Source organism: Paenibacillus jiangxiensis, from assembly GCF_046098255.1.
In the GTDB taxonomy this organism is placed as follows: Bacteria; Bacillota; Bacilli; order Paenibacillales; family Paenibacillaceae; genus Paenibacillus; species Paenibacillus jiagnxiensis.
The window spans coordinates 255835-276325 of the sequence record NZ_JBJURI010000002.1 but is presented as its reverse complement, the minus strand read 5'-3'; the positions used below and the strand labels follow the sequence as shown (position 1 = coordinate 276325).

Annotated in this window: 19 protein-coding genes and 1 riboswitch; of the genes, 7 read left to right on the top strand and 12 right to left on the bottom strand. The window is 45.3% G+C overall.

Annotated features, from left to right (window positions below; translation table 11 throughout):
* Positions 1 to 72: 72 nt before the first annotated feature.
* Positions 73 to 1089 (bottom strand): nucleoside hydrolase, encoded by a 1017-nt coding sequence (locus ACI1P2_RS03110; RefSeq protein ID WP_355316734.1) that lies wholly within the window; start codon positions 1087 to 1089, stop codon positions 73 to 75.
* Positions 1067 to 1990, bottom strand: a complete 924-nt coding sequence (locus ACI1P2_RS03105) for a LysR family transcriptional regulator (RefSeq protein ID WP_408976119.1) — start codon at positions 1988 to 1990, stop codon at positions 1067 to 1069. Before ACI1P2_RS03105 ends, ACI1P2_RS03110 begins: the two co-directional genes overlap by 23 nt.
* Before the next feature lie 147 nt (positions 1991 to 2137).
* Between ACI1P2_RS03105 and ACI1P2_RS03100 the strand changes: the two genes are divergently transcribed.
* From ACI1P2_RS03100 to ACI1P2_RS03085, 4 genes are all read left to right on the top strand, one after another.
* Entirely contained in the window at positions 2138 to 3436 is a 1299-nt protein-coding gene (locus ACI1P2_RS03100; protein ID WP_355316731.1) for a sugar ABC transporter substrate-binding protein, read from the top strand.
* Between the two features lie 71 nt (positions 3437 to 3507).
* Entirely contained in the window at positions 3508 to 4368 is an 861-nt protein-coding gene (locus ACI1P2_RS03095) for a carbohydrate ABC transporter permease (RefSeq protein ID WP_355316729.1), read from the top strand.
* 14 nt (positions 4369 to 4382) lie between these two features.
* Positions 4383 to 5225, top strand: coding sequence for a carbohydrate ABC transporter permease (locus tag ACI1P2_RS03090; RefSeq protein ID WP_355316727.1), 843 nt, complete (start codon positions 4383 to 4385; stop codon positions 5223 to 5225).
* A gap of 67 nt (positions 5226 to 5292) precedes the next feature.
* Positions 5293 to 6609, top strand: a complete 1317-nt coding sequence (locus ACI1P2_RS03085; protein WP_355316725.1) for an aminotransferase class I/II-fold pyridoxal phosphate-dependent enzyme — start codon at positions 5293 to 5295, stop codon at positions 6607 to 6609.
* 102 nt (positions 6610 to 6711) lie between these two features.
* Here the strand turns inward: ACI1P2_RS03085 and ACI1P2_RS03080 are convergent, their stop codons facing one another.
* The 5 genes from ACI1P2_RS03080 to ACI1P2_RS03060 all read right to left on the bottom strand — a co-directional run bounded on the left by ACI1P2_RS03080 (position 6712) and on the right by ACI1P2_RS03060 (position 11920).
* Positions 6712 to 7578 carry a MurR/RpiR family transcriptional regulator gene (locus ACI1P2_RS03080; RefSeq protein WP_355316723.1) on the bottom strand — a complete coding sequence of 289 codons (867 nt, stop codon included), beginning with the start codon at positions 7576 to 7578 and terminating at the stop codon, positions 6712 to 6714.
* Positions 7579 to 7623: 45 nt separating this feature from the next.
* Complete coding sequence (locus ACI1P2_RS03075; protein ID WP_355316721.1) at positions 7624 to 8673, bottom strand: DUF871 domain-containing protein; 1050 nt, start codon at positions 8671 to 8673, stop codon at positions 7624 to 7626.
* Positions 8674 to 8730: 57 nt separating this feature from the next.
* Positions 8731 to 10188, bottom strand: coding sequence for a PTS transporter subunit EIIC (locus ACI1P2_RS03070; RefSeq protein ID WP_355316719.1), 1458 nt, complete (start codon positions 10186 to 10188; stop codon positions 8731 to 8733).
* 13 nt (positions 10189 to 10201) lie between these two features.
* Positions 10202 to 11095, bottom strand: coding sequence for an N-acetylmuramic acid 6-phosphate etherase (gene murQ, locus ACI1P2_RS03065; protein ID WP_355316717.1), 894 nt, complete (start codon positions 11093 to 11095; stop codon positions 10202 to 10204).
* Between the two features lie 246 nt (positions 11096 to 11341).
* Complete coding sequence (locus ACI1P2_RS03060) at positions 11342 to 11920, bottom strand: LysE family transporter (protein WP_355316715.1); 579 nt, start codon at positions 11918 to 11920, stop codon at positions 11342 to 11344.
* A 110-nt stretch (positions 11921 to 12030) separates the two neighbouring features.
* Here ACI1P2_RS03060 and ACI1P2_RS03055 point away from each other — a divergent pair, with 110 nt between their 5' ends.
* Positions 12031 to 12585 carry a helix-turn-helix domain-containing protein gene (locus ACI1P2_RS03055; protein WP_355316911.1) on the top strand — a complete coding sequence of 185 codons (555 nt, stop codon included), beginning with the start codon at positions 12031 to 12033 and terminating at the stop codon, positions 12583 to 12585.
* Positions 12586 to 12899: 314 nt separating this feature from the next.
* On the opposite strand, the gene ACI1P2_RS03050 is transcribed toward ACI1P2_RS03055, so the two are convergent.
* Entirely contained in the window at positions 12900 to 13658 is a 759-nt protein-coding gene (locus tag ACI1P2_RS03050) for a class I SAM-dependent methyltransferase (RefSeq protein ID WP_355316713.1), read from the bottom strand.
* 150 nt (positions 13659 to 13808) lie between these two features.
* On the opposite strand from ACI1P2_RS03050, the gene ACI1P2_RS03045 reads away from it, so the two are divergent.
* Together ACI1P2_RS03045 and ACI1P2_RS03040 are read left to right on the top strand one after the other, a co-directional pair.
* On the top strand, positions 13809 to 14564 hold the full coding sequence (locus ACI1P2_RS03045; protein WP_355316711.1) for a DUF2087 domain-containing protein: 756 nt from the start codon (positions 13809 to 13811) through the stop codon (positions 14562 to 14564).
* 16 nt (positions 14565 to 14580) lie between these two features.
* Positions 14581 to 14922 (top strand): GIY-YIG nuclease family protein, encoded by a 342-nt coding sequence (locus ACI1P2_RS03040; RefSeq protein WP_355316709.1) that lies wholly within the window; start codon positions 14581 to 14583, stop codon positions 14920 to 14922.
* 61 nt (positions 14923 to 14983) lie between these two features.
* On the opposite strand, the gene ACI1P2_RS03035 is transcribed toward ACI1P2_RS03040, so the two are convergent.
* The 4 genes from ACI1P2_RS03035 to ACI1P2_RS03020 all read right to left on the bottom strand — a co-directional run bounded on the left by ACI1P2_RS03035 (position 14984) and on the right by ACI1P2_RS03020 (position 20257).
* Positions 14984 to 16339 carry a glycosyl hydrolase family 28-related protein gene (locus ACI1P2_RS03035; RefSeq protein ID WP_355316707.1) on the bottom strand — a complete coding sequence of 452 codons (1356 nt, stop codon included), beginning with the start codon at positions 16337 to 16339 and terminating at the stop codon, positions 14984 to 14986.
* A 176-nt stretch (positions 16340 to 16515) separates the two neighbouring features.
* A complete protein-coding gene (locus tag ACI1P2_RS03030; protein ID WP_408976118.1) occupies positions 16516 to 17976 on the bottom strand; it encodes a hypothetical protein in 1461 nt (486 codons plus the stop codon).
* A gap of 297 nt (positions 17977 to 18273) precedes the next feature.
* Positions 18274 to 19704 (bottom strand): O-antigen ligase family protein, encoded by a 1431-nt coding sequence (locus tag ACI1P2_RS03025; protein ID WP_355316704.1) that lies wholly within the window; start codon positions 19702 to 19704, stop codon positions 18274 to 18276.
* Positions 19705 to 20089: 385 nt separating this feature from the next.
* Positions 20090 to 20257: a hypothetical protein gene (locus ACI1P2_RS03020; RefSeq protein ID WP_355316702.1), complete on the bottom strand. Its 168-nt coding sequence runs from the start codon at positions 20255 to 20257 to the stop codon at positions 20090 to 20092.
* Between the two features lie 80 nt (positions 20258 to 20337).
* Positions 20338 to 20422, bottom strand: a riboswitch (cyclic di-GMP riboswitch).
* Between the last annotated feature and the right edge of the window lie 69 nt (positions 20423 to 20491).

Sequence of the window (20491 nt, the reverse complement as noted above, 5' to 3'; positions counted from 1 at the left end):
AAGATACGTCGATAGACGTTTTCTTAATTATAAAATGGTCTTATTTGTATGTAAAGGGGCCGAAAAATTAATCTAGATTGGGAAGTGGCTCAGACTATAAATGAAGCGTTGAATAAATTTCTCTGCATTCACATCCACGCATACCTTAACCGGCCGCCTCTGGGATGATTTTTCAGTATCGGCCTGAAGCGGCAGTGTGGCACCCAGATTGTGCTCCTGCTCAAGCTCTACGTATAAGGGAATCCGTTTCGTAACCGCAAGCTCAGGATCCAGTGCAATAGCGACAGCTAAAGGATCATGCAGTGGAGAGGCAAAAATATCTTTTTTACGCTGATAAGCCCCCATACGGAATTGAAATAAATGGCGAATCAGTTTGATCACCGGAGCCGAACGAGATGAAATCCTATCTTCCCAAACGCTCATATGCAAAGGAGTGAACAATGCTTTTGTAGTTACATCCAGTCCTACCATAGTAAGCGGAACAGAAGAACTGAATATTTGCTCTGCTGCTTCCGGATCATTATAAATATTGGTTTCAGCTGTAGGCCGGATGTTGCCCGGCACGGCATAAGCGCCGCCCATCAGGACCACTTCCCGGATTTTTCGCTCCAGTGACGGGTCCAACTGAAATGCCAGAGCCAGGTTGGTTAATCTGCCCAGGGATACGAAAGTAAGCTCTCCCGGGTATCGATTAACCTGCTGTACTATAAAATGTGCCGCCTGATCATTTTCAGAGTTATCAGCTGCAGCCTCAAAAGAGTTTGAAGATTCATCTCCCCATGGATAATCGCCAAGTCCATCCTGCCCATGAAAATCGGTCTTAGGCCCTAACCATTCCCGTCGCAACGGTTGATGAGCGCCCTTAATTACCGGAATGCCGGTTGCGTTCATCATCTGCAGCAGACGGAGGGTGTTTACAGTCGCTTGTTTAGCGCTTGTATTGCCGGTTCCTGTTGTAATTCCGATCATTTCAGTGTTTTTCTGTTGTAATGCGTAAATAAGTGCCAATGCATCATCGGTTCCTGTATCCACATCAATCAGAAGACGCTGTACAGGGGCAGTAGCCTCAGTAAGAATCGGATTCGCCATTATGATCTCCTTTATTTTGCAGGTACTGTTTCATAAAATCAATAAAAGCTCGGCTGGCAATGGATATATAAGTATCTTTTTTGTGTCCTATACCGAGGTGAATATACACGGGTGGGTTCAGCGGAATGGAACGAACCCGCTTATCGGCATGGGTGACCATACGCAGGAAGAGCGTAATGCCCAGTCCTTCGATAACCAGTGAACGAATAAGCGACAACTGATTAGAAGTAAATGTAATATGGAGCGGAATGCCTGAGTAATTACTGGCTTCCTCCAGCAGCTTGCGCTGGTAATACCCCTTTTTGAATAACACGAGAGGTTCATGCAGAAGCTCGGATAATGTAACCGAAGATCGCTCTGCCAGCGGATGGTCTATAGGCATACAGGCTACCAGCTCATCTATCAGCAGCGGTTCAATCTGCATTGAAGAAGCAACAGCTTCTAATTCAGCGGGCTGATAGCTGATAATTCCCAGATCGACTTCCTTTTGTTCAATCAGGGAACGGATCTCCATGGTTCCTTCTTCCGTAACATTGATGCGTACTCTCGGATATTTCTTTTTAAACGCCTTGATGATCGGCGGAAAATATCCGCTGCTGAACATGGAGGGAAGACCAATCTGTATCTCACCGCTCTGAAGTCCTTTTAACTCCCTCATCTCCTGATGAGTGGCTTTCATCTTGTCCATAATTTCAACAGCATGCTTCAACAGCACTTTGCCTTCGGACGTCAACTGAGCAGATTTCTCCGAGCGGTCGAACAAAATCAACTCCAGTTCCTCCTCCAGCTTCTGGATCGATTTACTGATGGCAGGCTGAGCGATATGCAGCTTCTGTGAAGCTTTGGTAAAGCTTCCCGTCACGGCGACTTCCATAAAGTGTTCCAGTTTGCGCAGATCCACCCCGGTCTCCTGTTCCATCACCATTCCTCGAAGTTATGATGATAATAATATTTATATATTTCACTAATGAATTGCTAACATGTTATCATACGTTTAATTCTTAGTAAATTGATAAGTTATATAAGTTTTACATCAGGGGGAGAGAAGATGAAAAAATTATCCATACTATCGCTTGTTACAGCCGGTGCTCTGGCGTTTACGGCCTGCTCGAACGGGCAGGAAGCATCCTCCGGCATGGCCTCTGCTGAAGTAACAGAGATTCATTTTATTACCCATTCCAACTGGGAAAAATCATTAACTCCCGTAATTGCAGCTTTTGAAAAAGAACATCCGGAAATTAAAGTAGATGTGCAATACAATCCGTATACCAAGTTAACGGAAAGCAATGAGGTCAAACTGGCTGCAGGAGCAACAGATCTGGATGTCGTGACCGTGGACGTGCCTTTGACGGCCAATTATACAGTCAAAGGCTATCTCGAACCCCTTGACCAGTGGTTCAGCCAGGAGGAAAAAGCGAATTGGACGGAATCGGCCGTCGAATCGGGAAGCTATCAGGGACATTTGATGTCCGTACCGATGAACACCTCCGGTGTCGTACTCTTTTACAACAAGGACCTGTTCGAGCAGGCCGGGATTGACTACCCTTCAGCAGATACAAAGGATCGGATGACCTGGGAGCAGGCAACCGTTCTGGCCCGCAAGTTGACCCGGGATAACGTGTACGGGTTCAGTTTTGATCAGATTGGACGGGCCTATCAGTTGCTGCCGCTGCTGCAAAGCAAGGGAGCGCAGGTGCTGGATTCAACCGGCCTTGTATCCACGGGATATACCAATTCCCAAGAAAGCATTGATGCGCTGACATACTACTACAATCTGTTCAATGTCTGGAAAGTAAGTCCAAAAATCAAACGTGAGGAAGCGCCGGATTATTTCACCTCCGGCAAAGTCGCCATGTTCCTGTCCAATACCGCCAATCTGAACAAGATTGAAGAATCCGGTATTCATTATGGCATTGCGCCGCATCCATATTTTGAAGGAGGGGAGACGGCAACGCCGACAGGAAGCCTTAACCTCGGTATCTCCAGCTATTCTACTCATAAGGAAGAAGCGGCGGAATTCGTTAAATACGTTACTCAGGGAGAAGGAGCCGAAATTCTGTTCGAGAATAGCGGACAGGTGCCGGCACTACGGTCGCTCCTGGAACATGTGCAGACAGACAGCAGTTATGATGATTTGCCGGGCAGTGTTATTCGTCTGGCTGCTTCCGAAGCTGCCACGACAGCCGTGAACCGTCCATCCACCCCGGGGTATCTGGAATGGGAAAGCAATTTCAACAAAGCGGCGGAAGATATTAAGAACGGCACCGATCCTAGGCAGGCGCTCGATTCGGCAGCCTCATTGATCGATAGCCAGCTTCGCAAATACAGTTCTGTAGGCAACAAATAACTGTATCTGCGGGTCCCAGGGCAATGCCGGAGCAACAGCCGGCATTGCTCTCTGCAAAGGAGTGATGAATCATGAAGCAGGGCAAATCTGCGCCTTATTTATTCTTGTTGCCTGCATTGGCCGGATTGTCATTGTTCAAGCTGTACCCGCTGCTGGCAGCAGTCTGGGACAGCCTGTTCCGGACGGATTTCCTGACCCGGGAGAAGCTGTTCGTAGCCGCCGAAAATTATATAACGCTGTTTCAGGACCCTGTTTTCTGGCAGTCACTTAAAGTTACACTGCTGTACAATGTGCTGATCGACCCGATCATTATTGTACTGGCGCTGGCATTATCGCTTTTATTGCAAAGCAGCATTAAAGGCCGGGCCCTGTTCAGAACGATTCATTTCATTCCGGTGGCGATATCCATTCCGACCGCTTGCGTAATTTGGGGAATCATGCTCAGTCCGGAACAGGGAGTAGTGAATTCAATACTGGGCAGTCTTGGTCTGCAGCAGCAGCCATTTTTATCTTCGGTTCACCAGTCGCTGGCATCGATGATCAGCATCGTCGTCTGGAAAAGTGTAGGTTATTGGGCTCTCTTTTTACTCGCCGGTCTGCAGGAAGTTCCTGCCGCCTTATATGAAGCGGCTTCGATCGACGGGGCAAACCGGTGGGCGCAATTCCGTCATATTACGATACCTCTGCTGCGTCGTCCGATTGCCTTTGTTGCGGTCGCCGTTACCAGTCACCACTTTTTCTCGTTTTCGCCCATGTACATTCTGACCCAGGGAGGACCGGAGCACAGTACCAATACACTTATGCTGGAGAGCTTTAACAGTGCCTTTTTGTATTCAGATCCCGGCCGGGCTTCTGCGATTGTGGTGCTGCTGATTATACTGACAATGCTTATTATCACCCTGCAATTAAAGTGGTTGCGTACGGGGAACTGACAGGAGGGAAAGTGATGAACCTAAAGTATGGGGCCCGTATGCCGCTGCTGTATGCCATTCATATACTGGCTGCCTTGATCGTCCTGCTTCCACTGGGATTTGTATTTGCTTCCTCATTTCGCTCCCTGGAGGATGTGTATAAATATATTTCGCCGGTTACGTGGCAGACTTTCCTGCCGCTGAATTGGAATACGGAAGCCTATGTTACTTTATTTACGGACCGGGGATTTGGCAGAATTCTGTTTAATTCCTTCTTTACCGGAGCATTGGAAGTTGCCGGGGGATTATTGATCGGTTCATTAGCCGCTTTTGCGTTCGCCTTTTACCGGTTTAGAGGGCAGAACCTCTTGTTCGGAATTGTACTGATTGCTTTTATGGTTCCTTTTGAAGTGACGGCTATTCCTTTATATAACCTGGTGCAGAAATTAGGCTGGGTAGACAGTTACACGGGAATCGTCGTCCCCGGACTCGCAAATGGACTGGTTATTTTCTTATACCGGCAGTTCTTTCTCGATATTTCGCATTCCCTGGTGGAAGCGGCCCGGATCGATGGAGCCGGCCCCTTTCGGATTTACAGAAGCATCATTATGCCTTTATGCAAGCCGGTTACTCTCAGTGCGGGACTGATGGTTTTTATTAATCAATGGGAGAGCTTCATGTGGCCCCTCCTGATTACCCGCTCTCCGCAATATAAGGTGATTCAGGTAGCATTAAGCGATTTTACAACGGAATTCGGAACCTACTGGAATGAACTGTTCGCCGCTTCGGTCATTGCTATTCTTATACCAGCCCTGGCTATATTGCCTCTGCAGCGTTTCTTTGTGACTGGAGTCACTTCAAGCGGCATAAAAGAGTGATATTCCAAGGTTCGGAGTACTTGATTAATGAAGTGAAAATTTCGAGAAATGATGGAGGTAGATCAATATGCACCAGCTGGCACAAGCGCAAAATCATCAATTGGAGCAGGCAGCACCTGCAATATATTCTATGCTGTCCGAATTAGGTAAAGATATTTATTATATCCGGGAAGGCATTTTAAGCCAATCCGGTGAGGCGAAACGGCGTGCCACCCGCTACAATGCAACACTGGGAACGGCTGTGGAAAACGGGCAGGCTATGCACCTGGCAATCATTCAGGATACGCTGTCCGCTTATGACCCCAAAGACATTTATGAATACGCCCCTACTGCCGGTAAACCTGAATTACGACGTTTATGGCTTGAAAAGGTCCGTTCGGAAAACCCTTCTCTGGCCGATAAAAATATCGGCCTGCCTATTGTAACTACAGGACTAACACACGGTTTAAGTCTCATTGCCGATTTGCTGGCAGATGAGAACGATGCGGTCATCACACCTGATAAAATATGGGAAAATTACGAAATTACCTTTGGTGTAAGGCGTAAAAGCCGGATGGTCAGCTATCCGTTCTACAATGTAGACGGCAGTTATAACCTGGATGGGCTGCGGAAGGCGCTGGCTGCGGAACAGCCTGGCGCAAAAGCTATCGTAGTACTGAATTTCCCTAACAATCCTACAGGTTATATGCCTTCTCCTGCAGAAGGAGAAGCTATTGCAGAGGTTCTGCTTGAAGCTGCAGACCAGGGCCTTCAAATTGTAGCGCTGGTGGATGACGCCTATTTCGGCCTGTGGTATGAAAAGGACACACTGCAGGAATCACTATTTGCCCGACTGGTACATATTCACCCTTCCATTCTGCCGGTCCGGGTAGACGGAGCCACCAAAGAGGACTACGCAACCGGTCTGCGTGTAGGCTTTTTGACTTTTGCAACTGAAGAACAGGCGGCGGTGGAAGTGCTGGAACAAAAGGTCAGCGGTTTGATCCGGGCCAGCATCTCCAGTGGTCCGCATCCTTCCCAGACCTTTGTGCTGCGGGCGCTGCAGTCCCCTCATTACGCCGAACAGAAGCAAAATAAAAAAGACATTATTCAGCATCGTGCGCGTCGTGCCAAGGCGGCAATTCAACTTCCTCAATATGAAGCTGCCTGGAGTTTGTATCCTTTTAATTCAGGTTACTTTCTCTGTCTTCGTCTAAAAACCGTCCAGGCCGAGCAACTGCGCCGTCATCTGCTGGATCATTATCAGGTGGGAACGATTGCGCTTAATGATACGGATCTTCGTCTCGCTGTTCCGTGTATTGATGAAGAAGATTGGGACGATCTGGTCCGGATTCTTTTTCAGGCGGTAAAAGAGGTAGAAAAAGAATCAACAGTTGAACATTAAGCAAAAAGATTGGTAAAAGTATGCCAGGATTAGCAAAATGGTCAGTATGGTAAAAAAAACCGCTGAAGGGGTCAGCGGTTTTTTCATGCGGGGATGATCGTTTTATTCATTCGACTCGATCTGTTTCAAATCCTGGATCGCATCCCTGGTCTTTTGGATTTTGTCGAGCGAGTTCTCGATATCCATTGAAGCACAAACGTAATACAGTACGTCGACAATGAAAAATTGGCTGTGTTTGGAGCTGGTCGCCGCGCTTCTGACTTTCGCTTCCGGGGCAAGGGAAGTATACAGGCTAAAGTCGCTGATTTCCGAAAGCTCGCTTCTTCCGAATCCGGTAAAGCTGATCGTCACCAGTCCCGTTTTATTGGCAAACTTCATCAATTGTAATACTTCCTTGGTAGCCGCGCTGTACGATATCCCTATAAAAACGCTGCCCTTGGGCGCGTTCGCCATGCTCATTGTCAGAACATGCACATCCGACAGAGCGTAAGCGTTTTTTCCCAAGCGCAGCCATTTTTGCGCAATGTCCTCCGCCACCAAAGCCGAAGCGCCCACGCCGTAGGCGAAAATCGCCGGAGCGTTGTACAGGCTTTGTGCCGCCTTCTCTATCATTTCGATATCCAGCAGGCCCACCGTGTCTCTCAGGGACTGCACCGCATTGGAAAGAATTTTATCGACCAGATTGGCCGAGCTGTCGTTCTTGTTCAAATCATAATAACCGGACTTCTGGTCATTGGCCAGGTCGGCCGATAGCGCCACTTTTAATTCCGGAAAACCTTTCAAGCCCATGGAGCGGCAAAAGCGGACAACGGAGGCGCTGCTGGAAAGGGAGCGATCCGCCATCTCGTGCACCGACATAAATACGACTTCTTCCGGAGCAGACAGGACAAACCGCGCCACCTTTTGCTCGGATTGCGTCAATTTAGGCATCACATTTTCAATTCGTGACAATATTTGACCAACACCCACACCAACGCCTCCATTTAATCTATAAGCTATCTCAATACTTTTATATTATTCCCGATCCGATTCTCTGGCAAGAAAACGGAAGGGATATGCCCCTTTTTGCAAAAACTGCAGCAAAGGAAGATCCTCCTGAATGACATATCCGATGACGTTTACACGATCATCAGGCGGCAAAGGATTCAGTACGATTTGAAACTCTCCTTTATAACGTTTGTAATGGTCATTATCCAGGGTCAAGGCTCCAGACGGCCGTTCTACACAATTGGCAGGCGGGATATTTCCTTTAAAATGTCTTCGCGCATCCTCCGAGCGGATGACGTCGCGCGCGATATCCGGCCGGTTATGATGGATTTCGTCCCACACATGAGACGGATGCTGCTCACGGACACCGAGCAGCACGGTGCCCTCATGCCATGAAATAAACTGCGACATCGACCACTCGCTAAGTGATAAATCTCCAATGACTACAAGGTCCACCGCCCCTTCGGTAATCAGCTCCAGGTAGCTGGCAAACGGCGATTGATACCGGTGCTGCTCCAAGGTAGGCAATCCTTCATATAAAGGTCCCCGCAGCTGCCCGTCCCCCGGAATGAAGGCTCCGACCTTCAGCCCCTGCGATTTTAGCCACTCGTTTTGTACTTTGAACGTGCTCCATTCAAGACCTGTCTCCGGACGGGGATAATAATTATGCCATGCCTCCAGAGCGTTGAAGTCGGCTCCAAGTCTTCTGAGATCATCCAGAAAGGATGGGTCAATCGTGCTAGCGTTGAGAGATACCTGCCAATCATGAGTAAGCGCGGCGATCTCGTCATTTTCCATTCCATAATCGATTCTCAGTCCCGTAACGCCCAGCTCTTTCAGTTGATCCAGCGAGAAATTCCGGAAGGCTCTCGGAGACACATCCACCATCAGCATCATCTGATGCTCTTTGGCGAATCCGCCGATCCGACCTAATGGTTCAAGCAGCTCCTCAGGCTCCTCCTCGGGGATTTGCAGAGAGGTGAAAATCGTATCAAACCCGTATTGCCGCATGAAGGACAGATATTCCAAAGTACTGTCGATGCTTTGCTCTGTCAGCGAAACAAGAACGCCACCCATTTTAAATCACTCCTTTTTGGTTCCTTCCTATCCTTGGTCAAAATGAGTTCGCTTCGACTACGCATCTTTAGGCTGTCTTGCTTCCTTTGGCACGCCGAATAGGTAGGTGCACAAAAATCCGAAGAAGTATGCCGTTACGAGGCCGAACAAATAAATCCACCATTTGCCGTCCGCGATCAGCAGCAGCATTTCAATGCCGGAGGCTCCGATGGCGATGGCCCCGACGTTGCCGAAATAACCGATCACGGCTCCTCCGAACCCGGCGCCAATACATGCTGTCACAAAGGGCTTGCCAAGCGGAAGGGTCACGCCGTAAATGAGCGGTTCGCCGATGCCCAATACACCAACCGGCAGGGCTCCCTTGAGGATATTGATCAGCGGTTTGTTTTTGTAGCAGCGAATCCAAAGCGCAAGCGCAGCGCCTACCTGCCCTGCTCCTCCCATCGCCAGAATCGGCAGCAGTACGGTCACACCTGTCTGATTGATCAACTCAATATGAATGGGGGTCATAATATGGTGCATGCCCAGCATGACCATGACCAGCCAGATTCCGCCTAATACGAACCCGGACAATGCACCGCCTACATTCAGAATCCAGTTGACGGCAATCAGCAGATTACTTGCGACAAAACCCGCAAAGGGCATAATCACAAAAATGGTCAATAGTCCGGTTAGCAGCACACTAAGGAAGGAAGTTACGATCAGATCGATCGAATTGGGGATGATCTTATGCAATCTTTTCTCAATGACGGATAACATCCACACGGCCAGGACAACGCCAATAATCCCGCCTTGACCGGCAATAAGCGGCTCGCCTGTAAACAGATTCATGATAGGCAGCTCCGGCTTCATTCCCGTCAGCAGTGTGGCACCGCCAATGACACCGCCCAGAGACGGGCTTGCCCCAAATTCCCTGGCAGAGTTGATCCCTACGAAAATCGCCATATAGGAGAAGATGCCGTTTTTGATCACATTCAGGATCAGATTAAATTGCTGCCAGCCTTCTCCGTTCAGATGGCCTGACGTGATAAAGTTGGCAATAACGGAGGTGATTCCCGCCAGCAGCCCTGCAGCCACAAAAGCGGGGACTAATGGAATAAAGATGTGGGAAATGGATTTCAGAAAATTTTTAATCGGCGTATCATTCCGTTTTTTAAATTTTTCTTTATTTTCAGCCGCTATTCTGGAAGCCTCCGCTTTATGGTCAGTCCGTCCGCTGTCCGCAGCCGAAGCCGACACATTCAGCGGGATGATCTCCCCCATCTCGACTCCGCTGATATCAGCTATCTCATTCGCCACCTTGCCAACGGTGCCCGGGCCCACGATCACTTGCAGGGTAGATTCAACAACCACGCCCAATACGCCGGGCACTTTTTTCAGTCGCTCGATATCGGCGGCATCCACATCCCGCAAGGTAAGACGGACGCGCGTCATACAATGGGTTATTACTTCGACGTTTTGGATGCCGCCGATCGAATCCAGAATCCCTAAGGCCAAATCCTTCTCTTTTGCCATGGTCATATCCCCTTTACTTTTGTTGTAAGGCCCGCCGGATAAAGCCGTCCGACTCTTGCAGTTTCCCCCGAGCTTCCTCATAATCCAGCCCCGCGAGCAGCATAATCACGGCCACCTTCACTTGATGCCGGCTTAATTCATAATATTTGGAAGCGATTTCGAAATCGCATCCAGTAATCTCTCTGATCATCGATTTAGCCCGGACTACCAGTTTCTCGTTGGTTGGCTGAACATCCACCATGAGGTTGCTGAACGTTTTGCCGATACCAATCATGGCGGCCGTTGAAATCATATTGAGCACCATCTTTTGCGCCGTTCCGGCTTTTAGACGAGTGGACCCTGTCAGCACCTCCGGACCGGTTATAATTTCAATCGGGTATTCGGCGTAATTGCTGACTTCAGCGTCTTTATTGCATGCCAGGCTGGCTGTGGCAGCTCCAACCCTGGCCGCATATTGCAGTCCGCCAATGACATAAGGGGTTCGCCCGCTCGCTGCAATACCGAGAACGATATCTTTCTCGCTTAAATCAAGCTTTTTCAGATCCTCCATTCCCTGTTCCGCTGAATCCTCCGCGCCTTCCACCGCAAAGCGAATGGCCTTGTCGCCACCGGCGATTACCCCCTGCACCATGTCCGGGCCGGTACCAAACGTCGGAACACATTCAACGGCATCCAAAATGCCCATGCGGCCGCTTGTACCGGCTCCCGTATAAATGAGCCGCCCCCCCTGCTTGAAGCTCTCGATGACGCGTAACGTTACTCGTTCGATTTCAGGCAGCTTCTCTCGGATTGCCAATGATACTTTTGCATCTTCCTCCTGCATAAGCTCCAAGACCGATAATGTTGACAGTTGGTCCAGATCCATTGAGCGCTGGTTCCTTGTTTCTGTTTTCAAATGATCCAACAACAGCTACCATCTCCTCTGTGATTTGCACTCAGTTTACATGATCTGAAATAAAATTACAACATAAAATAAATTTTATGTAATAAAATTTCATATGTAATCAAAGCCGGCTTCATAACCTGAGGCAAGAACCGGTCTTCCGCCAACGAATAAGCCATGTAAGCAGGGTGTGTATAAACACAAAAAAATGGACATCAGTTTTCGATATCCACGTCATTTTGGGTATAACAATATTCGATTATGGCTCGTTTACATATACACTGAAAATGCGCAATACACCAGTAGCAATCCCATACAAAGGTTGAATACCCGCTCATGCCTGGACAAAAACTTTTGAAATATCGCCCCAAAAAACGCCCAGCTCAAAGTCGACATAAATCCTACCAGGGCAAGCAGCAGTGAAAACAGAGTCAGGACCCAACCGGATTGATAAAAGGGTATAATAAAAGCAGACACAACCGTTATGCCGTACAATATTCCTTTCGGATTGATAAATTGTAAAATCAGACCTGTCATAAACGTGCTGGATTGATTATAATTTGCTTCCTTTTTCCCGGATGGCATAATGGTTTTATAAGCAAGGCAGAGCATATACAGGCTTCCCAAAATGCTCAGCGCCAGTTTAATCTTGGGTATAAGCTGGTACAAAACGAGATTGAAATAGCTGCACAGCAGCATCAGGAGGAAAAAGCCGACCGTTACACCGAAAATAAAGCGAAAGGTTGCTTTCAAGCCAAAGCTGCTGGCATTGGACATGGAAATAATGTTGTTGGGCCCAGGCGTAAATGAAGTCACAAATACATACAGCAAAAAAGAAAACAACAGCATATCGACACCCCTTTGTACGCTATAATTGAATATATGTACGTCATAACAAATGATCGTTATGATTATACATTATATACGCTATAAAGCACAATGATAAGGATGTGATCGCTCTGGAAACCATCAATTTTATACTCGCCAGAAACCTGAAAAGCCTGCGGGACAGCAGAAAACTGAGTCTTGACAAGGTTGCTGAGCTGACAGGCATCAGCAAAACGATGCTGGGACAAATCGAACGCGGAGAATCGAATCCTTCGATCAGCACGGTGTGGAAAATTGCCAACGGGTTAAAAATATCGTTTACTTCCCTGATTCATGAGCCGCAGCCGGAAACGATCATTGTGAACAAAGAGCATATCCGGCCCTTACAGGAGGATCAAGGAAAATATCGGATTTACCCGTTCTTTCCGTTTGAGGACGGGCGAAGTTTCGAAATATACTCGATTGGAATTGACGAGGGAGGGTTCCTGGCTTCAGAGCCTCATAGACAAGGAACAGAGGAGTTTATCACCGTATTTGACGGCGAACTGACCATTCGAATTAGTAATGAGGAGTTTACAGTGAAGAGCGGGGACTCCATACGTTTTCGGGCGGACAAAACCCACGCTTATCACAATTCCGGCAGCGGGATGATTAAAATGAGTATGGTAATCCATTACCCCTCCTGATTGATTTCTCCATTTTACAGGCTTGAATATTTATTTTTACAAAACACTGGTTATTGCTCCCCTAATATGATAAAGTGTAAGCATCAGGAAAGGAGGTGCGTCAACATTAGTAATCACATGTTGAACGTATCCCTTACCCGATCCGTTACTCTCTAATCAACAGAGCGGTACGGAGGCGCGGGATGCGGATCAAGGTTTCAATAGCGCCACGGGTGGAAAGGCCGTCTTCGGACGGCCTTTTTTAATTGCTCATAAAGATCTCCGTGAGCTTCAAGACCAACCACTTTATCGCATAATCCTTTCATGGAACATCACTATGGCTTGACGGCTTCATAAGTTATCATTTGTCCGGCATGATCAGGCTTACGGTTGTATCGGTATCCGGCCGAAATCGTAATATCCATAAATCCTGCTTCCTTAAGCATCAGCTTGAACTCCTCCATCCCAAACCATTGGATGGGAAAATACTGCAGTTCAGTCTGCAGCAGCACTCCCTCTTTCCACTTTTCATAACGCAGATGGGAAATCTTGCATTGATTCAGCCAATCCACGCTCACAACCTTTTCTTCCAAGGTGATAACCGCCCCGTCTGCAGCAGGAAATGTTGAAGTATTTACGATGCCTGTCCGGAATTCTGTCTGCAAAAACAAATCCAGCAGCAATTTGCCCCCGCTTTGCAAATGTCTGTAAAATGCCTGCAGAGCTTGCAGGGAGTGCTCCCGGTGCTCCAGCAGCAGAAAGGACCCGCCCGGAATAATAATGGCCGCATAAGATTGAGGCAGAGATATATCCTCCATCCGTCCGTTGTATAACACCGGTGTAAACCCTCTTTCCGTACAAGCGCGCTGGCATATCTCCAGCATCTGCGGCGAAGAATCCATGCCCTCCATTAAGAAGCCTGCCTCCAGCAGCGGCACCATCACCCTGCCTGTACCTGCCGCCGCTTCCAGCACCGATCCCTGTACACCGGACAAGCGCTCCCTATAATACTCAATATCTCCACCCAAGGACATACCTATTGGTTTGGTCAGATTGTACACTTGAGTACATAACTCCCCATATTGACTGAACATATTCTCGCCTCCTCAGGATTTATTTTACAGCAGATCGGGAGTATCACCTATTAAAAAAGCAAACAAAAGTATTCACATTTGACAAAACACAAACGAAAATTTATATTATCTATGTAATAAACAAACAATTCAATGAGGTGTTTATAATATATGGATCTTTCCGGACTATTTTGGAGCGCGCATATAGATGATTTGAAAAAGGGCTACATTCGGCAGGACGACAAATATATTTGTCTGCTCGACGGGACCGAGCTGGAGGAAGGCATTATTTATCAGGAGGACGGTGTTTTTTACAGCGCTGAACGTTATATGAAGCTTCATATAACGCAAAAACACGGCTCCGTCTTCGATTATCTCATCAGCCTCGATAAGAAGCTGACCGGACTGACCGAGCATCAGAACAGGCTGCTGCATCTTTTTTATCAAGGAAAAAGCGACACCGAGGTGCAGCAGGAAACGGGCATCGGCAGCGCGTCCACCATCCGGAATCACCGCTTTGCCTTGAAGGAGAAAGAACGGCAGGCGAAAGTTTTCCTGACGCTGATGGAGCTGCTGAAGGACCGGGACCGTCACGCTCCTACCATCGTGGAAGTACCGGTCAAAGCTCCGATGCTCGATGAACGGTACAACATTACGACCGCGGAAAACGAGAAGGTGCTGTCCAAATATTTCCCGGACGGCCCTGATGGCCGCCTAAAGACGTTCGATCTGCAGCAGAAGCATAAGCTGATCGTCCTGCGCCACCTTGTCAAACGTTTTGAGCTGGGCAAAACATATACCGAAAAGGAAGTCAATGAAGTACTCTCTTCCGCCTATGATGATTATGTTACGATCCGCAGGTATCTCATCGAATATGGCCTGATGGATCGCAAAGAGGACGGCAGCCAGTACTGGGTCGGCGAATAAGAAAGGAATGGGAATCATGAACCGCAGAAAAGAACTTGTGGAACAATATAAAGAAGTCAAGATTGAAGCCGGGGTGTATTGCATCCGTCATAAGAAAACCGGAAAGCTGTTTATCAGCTCCACCCCCAACTTAAAATCGCTGAACGGCAAACGATTTGAGCTGAATATGGGTTCAAGCCGCAACGCCGCCCTGCAAGCCGACTGGTCGAGGGATGGAGAAGGTGCTTTCGAAATCGAGGTGCTGGAGGTGCTCAAGAAGCCGGAATCCGGCTATTTTGATGCGAAGGATGCGCTCGAGAAGCTGGAGAAGGCGTGGATGGAACGTCTTCAGCCGTATGGTGAGAAAGGGTATATGTAAATAAGGCAAAGTATAATACCATATACCTTCACTTCGGCATATGGTATTACACTTCGTTTTTTTAACCGGTTTCATCCCCAGTGTGACCTATCACTATATACTGCGACGGAAGTCCGATAGAATCTGTTTTGATGAATGTTATTGTGTCGTTCTGCTTCAAAGTTATTTTAGCTACTCCGTTGGGCATTACTATATTTCCTACTCCGTTCACGGTCAAAATCTTGGAATTATCTCCGCCGGCCCAGCATCTTAGGACAAGTGTCTCTCCCTCCAGATGATGAGATTGAATATTTGATATTGTAGGATTTGTCGTTATATGAACAAACATAATTTTGTGTTTAAATGCTTTTAATGTATTTGATACAATGGCGGCCCCTGAAACGTCTGGAGTAGTGTCTTTCAAAGGTATTGAAGCATCAGAACCCCATGCGGCACTAATGTTTATGCCACGGTTAACCAGTGTTGAATTACCTACTACAAAGTTATCGATGTTACCTACAATAAAATTGCCTGCTCCACCAACAGAACATGAAGTTCCTACAGACACACCATAACCAGTCCCGCCCTTAGCAGCCCCTACATTTGTAAAGTGGCAGTTATCTATAGTGGCATTTGATGAAGATGTAAGATCAACAACCTGATCAAGATTTTCAAACCAACAGGAGTCAAGGACCAGATTGCTTACATAATAAGTTTTAATTGCTTTTTGTGCCGCTTGGAATGTGCAGTTGTCGAATTTGACTGGACCCGACAATTGGTCATTCGTAGTCAGCAGACTTACCAAGTCAACGTTTACCCCTCCAAGTGTTCTACTGTTTCCGTCGAATTGGCAAGTTTCGAACACTGTTTGCCCTAACTGGCCGGTAATCTCTAAACATTTTGCTGTTTGGGAGTTTCTGAATATCCTTACGTTGATAAACCTTAGAAACTGGTTTGCTAAGTCATTTTTTGGATATTCATCTTCGGAATCATTACAGTATAGCCTCAACCCTATACCGCCAAAGTTACTGATCTTTATATCTTTGATTTCAGAGTACCAGAGCCCCCCTGTATAGTCCGGACCTTTCTGCGGTTTGCAAGTAAAATCTATACCAATTTGCTTCTCATTCGTTCCATTAGCCTCAAGATTGAAACCTCTGTAAGTCACATTCTGAATAAAACCATCCTCGGCAACATACATAAAACTAGGCTCAGATGAAGTTATCGGTATTAACTTTGCTCCATCAGAAATAATTGAAACTTTGTTGCGCAACCCTATTTTTACCGCTCTATATACCGACGAAGTTCTGGGGATAAAGACAGTTCCTCCGCCTTGTTTATAGGCCACGTCTATAGCGCTGTTTATAGCCGCCGTATCATCCGTAACACCATCCCCAACAGCGCCTAAATCCATAACATTGATTAATACTGGATCCATCGTTTAATCTCTCCTAGTTTCTTATTTAACAAGTTTAAAGGCCAGTGATAAATGGAACACACGTTCTGTTTTTTAACACAAAAGATGGCGACTCATCTCCCACATACGAATTTGAGGAGGGAGTGTGCTCGCCTTCACTGATATAATATATTGTTTTTATTATCTTAGATTAGTCACTAAAAATTCCTCGATATCTCGTACCATCTGGAGTTGAGAAACTTAAATGTGATGGTTCCGTGAGCAGGCAGGGTAGCATTTATCCTGTCCTTTAGGCAAAATTGTGCAGCCCCTAGTCCATGTGCAAAAGTTGTATTGCCGTTATAAGATAAACAGGTGATTTCTTTCCCGTCAAATCCACCGGAAAATGACGTTATTGTTGTAGGAGCAGCTTGTGCCAAGTCTATACCATCATACTTCCCAACTGCTGCCGATGTTTCGGTTCCCTGAAGCGATAAAATATAATAGCTATCCCGTAACACACGACCAGCCTCAAGATTATTCACAGCTATATTATTGCCGCCCAAAAGACGGAATGTGTTGTTTGGACAATTATTACCTTGTACAAAAATAAATTGACAGGTAACTTCACATGTTACAGCGTGATGGGGAATAGAGTTCAAATCTACTGTACCGTAATAACCATATGCATTTCCGACACTGCGTATTGTGTTTCCACTACCAACCGTTATATAACCGCAGTCTCCTTCGATTGAGATTCCGTGGCGAGTCGGGTACTCAATTTGATTAAAACCGATTGTGCCAACGTTGTATATTTGACCATTTTGATCCCCACCCATAATTCGAATAGCATCTGATGGTTGCCGTTGCCCTGACCACGGTATGCGATTGTTTGAAATCGTGAAATTTCTACAACGGGACAAAACAATTCCTTCGTACCCTGCTTCAAAGAATTGATTTCCCGAAATACCAATGAAATTTCCAACATCAATATATAGGTTTTGTTCTTTTGTCTGATTTTTTGTTGCATGTCCGGGAAAGAAGAGAACATTATCGTCAAATTTCAGACCATCAACACCAAGGAAGTATGCATGCTTTTTTTGTATGTCAAATCCGCAATTTCTGGTAAACGAAATATCCCCGACTTGATATATTTTCGTAGGAGTTTCTGGACGATCTACATATAAGCAGTAGTTGCAGGTTTTAAACCTGTTGTTGTCCATTTTTATATTATCTGATTGATGGAAATATTCACTTGCGACAGGTCTAAAATACAATGGTTTATCAATATTTCTAAATGTAACACCTGTAACTTCACCTATACAAGCATTATAAAACTCAATGCCTGTTGTTCCTTCAGCTAAAAAATCTCGCCTAATATCAATATTTCTGATCTTGAAATATAAATCAGTTGGGACATTTTCGTCTCCAACCACAATGCGTCCGTTGATCAATATTCCAGTGCCGTCTATTGTAACATATGGTTTAGTGATTTTTATTTCGTTAAATTGGAAGGCCCCGGCTGGAATTATAACACAGCCCCCGCCACCGTTTTCAACTTCATTTATTGCTGCTTGAATGGCAACATCGTTTTGGGAGGCAGTATTTGTTACCTTAGCTCCAAACCTTTCTTCAGTAATATTTACATAGTAAAATTTTTGCGCCGCTGCAATGGCCAATCTTCTAGCCTCAATGTCCAATACTAAGTCACCGCCTTACCATAATTATTTCCCTACTACAACAGTTGACGAAGCGATAACATTGGCATTCATAATTTTTTTCTAACCAGCAACCGAATTTCTTTGGAAATTTATTACTCCTTTAGACGGTTTATGAGAAACAGTGACTTTATAAAATGATATTCGCAGAATATCGATACTGATTGGGCTTTGTCTTAGACATAAAAAAAACCCTACTCTGTACCAAGTAGGGTATGGATAAATTTGGGATACGTCTGTGAACTACGGAAAACATAATCAGTTAGTTCCAACCTCAGAATTTCTGAAATAATCAGCTCTACTAAGACTAACAATTTTTAATCCTACAGCTACAAGCAACCAAAATAATATGTTTAAACTATTCCAAAAGAATGTTTCAAGGATTACGGAGTAAATCAAAAAGGAAATGATTGAAAAAGCGATACACCCTAACAAAATACGACTTTCCCCGCTTGTAAACCGGATTCCACGAATTATACTAGTTAACATTACCCCGATCAAAACTACAAATACTGAAAATCCGACAATACCTGTTTCTGAAACAATTTTAAGGTACATATTATCAAATGTGTTTAAGGCGTTAGGATCCGATATATTTAAATATTCAGAATGATCCGATACATATGGATAATTGCCGAACCCTATTCCAAGGAAAGGCCTGTCTTGTAATATCAATTGGGCACTTTCAAGTTTATACATTCGATGCCAATATGATCCGCTTTCTTTGATATTATTTATATCCCAACGTAGTTCCAACTTTTCCAGTTCAACATTTTGGGCACCAATATAATTCCATCCCATTAATACTCCAAAACCAATCAGTACAACTCCAAGATATAAGGTTTTTGTTCGATTCTTTTTAACCAAAAAGTATAATAATCCTGTAACTACTAAGACCGCCACACCTGCTCTGGACATAGTACAGTAGAGCGCTGCAAGATTAACCGCAAGGAGCGCAAGATTTATCCACTTTTTGGATTCTTTAAATTTATATATGATCAACGGAACAACAGTTACAATTAAGCAAGATAGTACATTAGGCAATCCTGTAGTACCATATGCACGGTATACTCGTCTAAATTGTTCAAGATTTGATAGCTTCTGATGCAAAATATCATAAAATATAAAATTGTACTCAGATACATACTCAACAATAGCATATACAGAGTGTATGCTGACGATTGAAATCACTGCGTTAATTAAAAACCCAATCTCCATTTTGTCTTTTACAAGGTAACTAACCAACATATAAACGAGTAATGACCCCATAATGAAGCGTAATGATTGATAAATTGCCACATCTTGATAATACGCATTAAAAACACTGGCAAGCATAGTTGACACAAATATTATGAACAGCCAAAAGTACGAAGCCTTCAAGGGTAAATCTTTTCTTTTCAACTTGTACAGTATGGAAACCACAAAGCATAAGATTATTAAGCAAGTCAAAGGGTTAATAACACCTATACTCAATGAAGGTGGTAAAAAGTTTATTGGAGGTATAATAATTACGAACACAATGCCTAAAAGAAGAAGCTTCTTAATCCCGATACGAAAAGCAACATAAGTAAACGTAATTGCTACAATAGCACATATCCCTATCAACAGGTTCATTGATAAAACAAACGATACTAACAACATTAAAAAAATCAATAATGGAAACTTTGTTTTTGAGATCACTATTTCCATATGGTTTCCTCTTCTTGTCTCGGATACTTCTGCATATGTATTCCTCCTAACGATACATATCGTATCTAACTAATACCAATTGTATCATTAAGGATTAATTATGTAAATGCCTTCCCCTCCTTTCGGTCCAGAAGCGTTAGGTTTCCTCGGAAAAGTATGAAGTCGGCCAGATAATATTCTGGCCGACTCCCTTTCTTCTGCATTACCGGTCATGCAAATTGTCCTGCCAATTGCTTATTAAATCTGTTTTTATTTTAGTTCATTGGGGGATATGTACTGGGGGGCCTACGATCGGGGGAGGGGCAGCAGACTCCTCGCTGAGATTGGAGAAAATTATGAGACTTTTTAAGTTAAACGGAGAAGCTCGTTCACGTTCATCGAAAGGTTACAAATCATTAATATGCCTTTCAGGTAATAAGTCTTCCGGGTCTTCAGACTGATCCTGGAGGTACGTCTCATGCGAATCGTTAAACTCTCTCCATTTGTCATAGTCTATTCCAAGATAGTCCAAAACTTCTTTAACTTCGAGTACCACCTTGCCATTATCGCGCATATTGCACAACCTTCCTCTCTAACAACGGGAACTATCATTTTTTCGCAAAAAGACAAATAATCCCACAATTATTTAAGCACAAGTAGAAAGGCCGGTTGCACCACTTGCTCCTAACGTCCTAAGGTGCCCAGATAAGGAACGAAAATCATCGCATCCATTTCTTTAGGAATATCATACCGTATACCATAGAAAATGTTTGGCGAAACTTGTAGAGAGGAATTTGATAATTTCTGT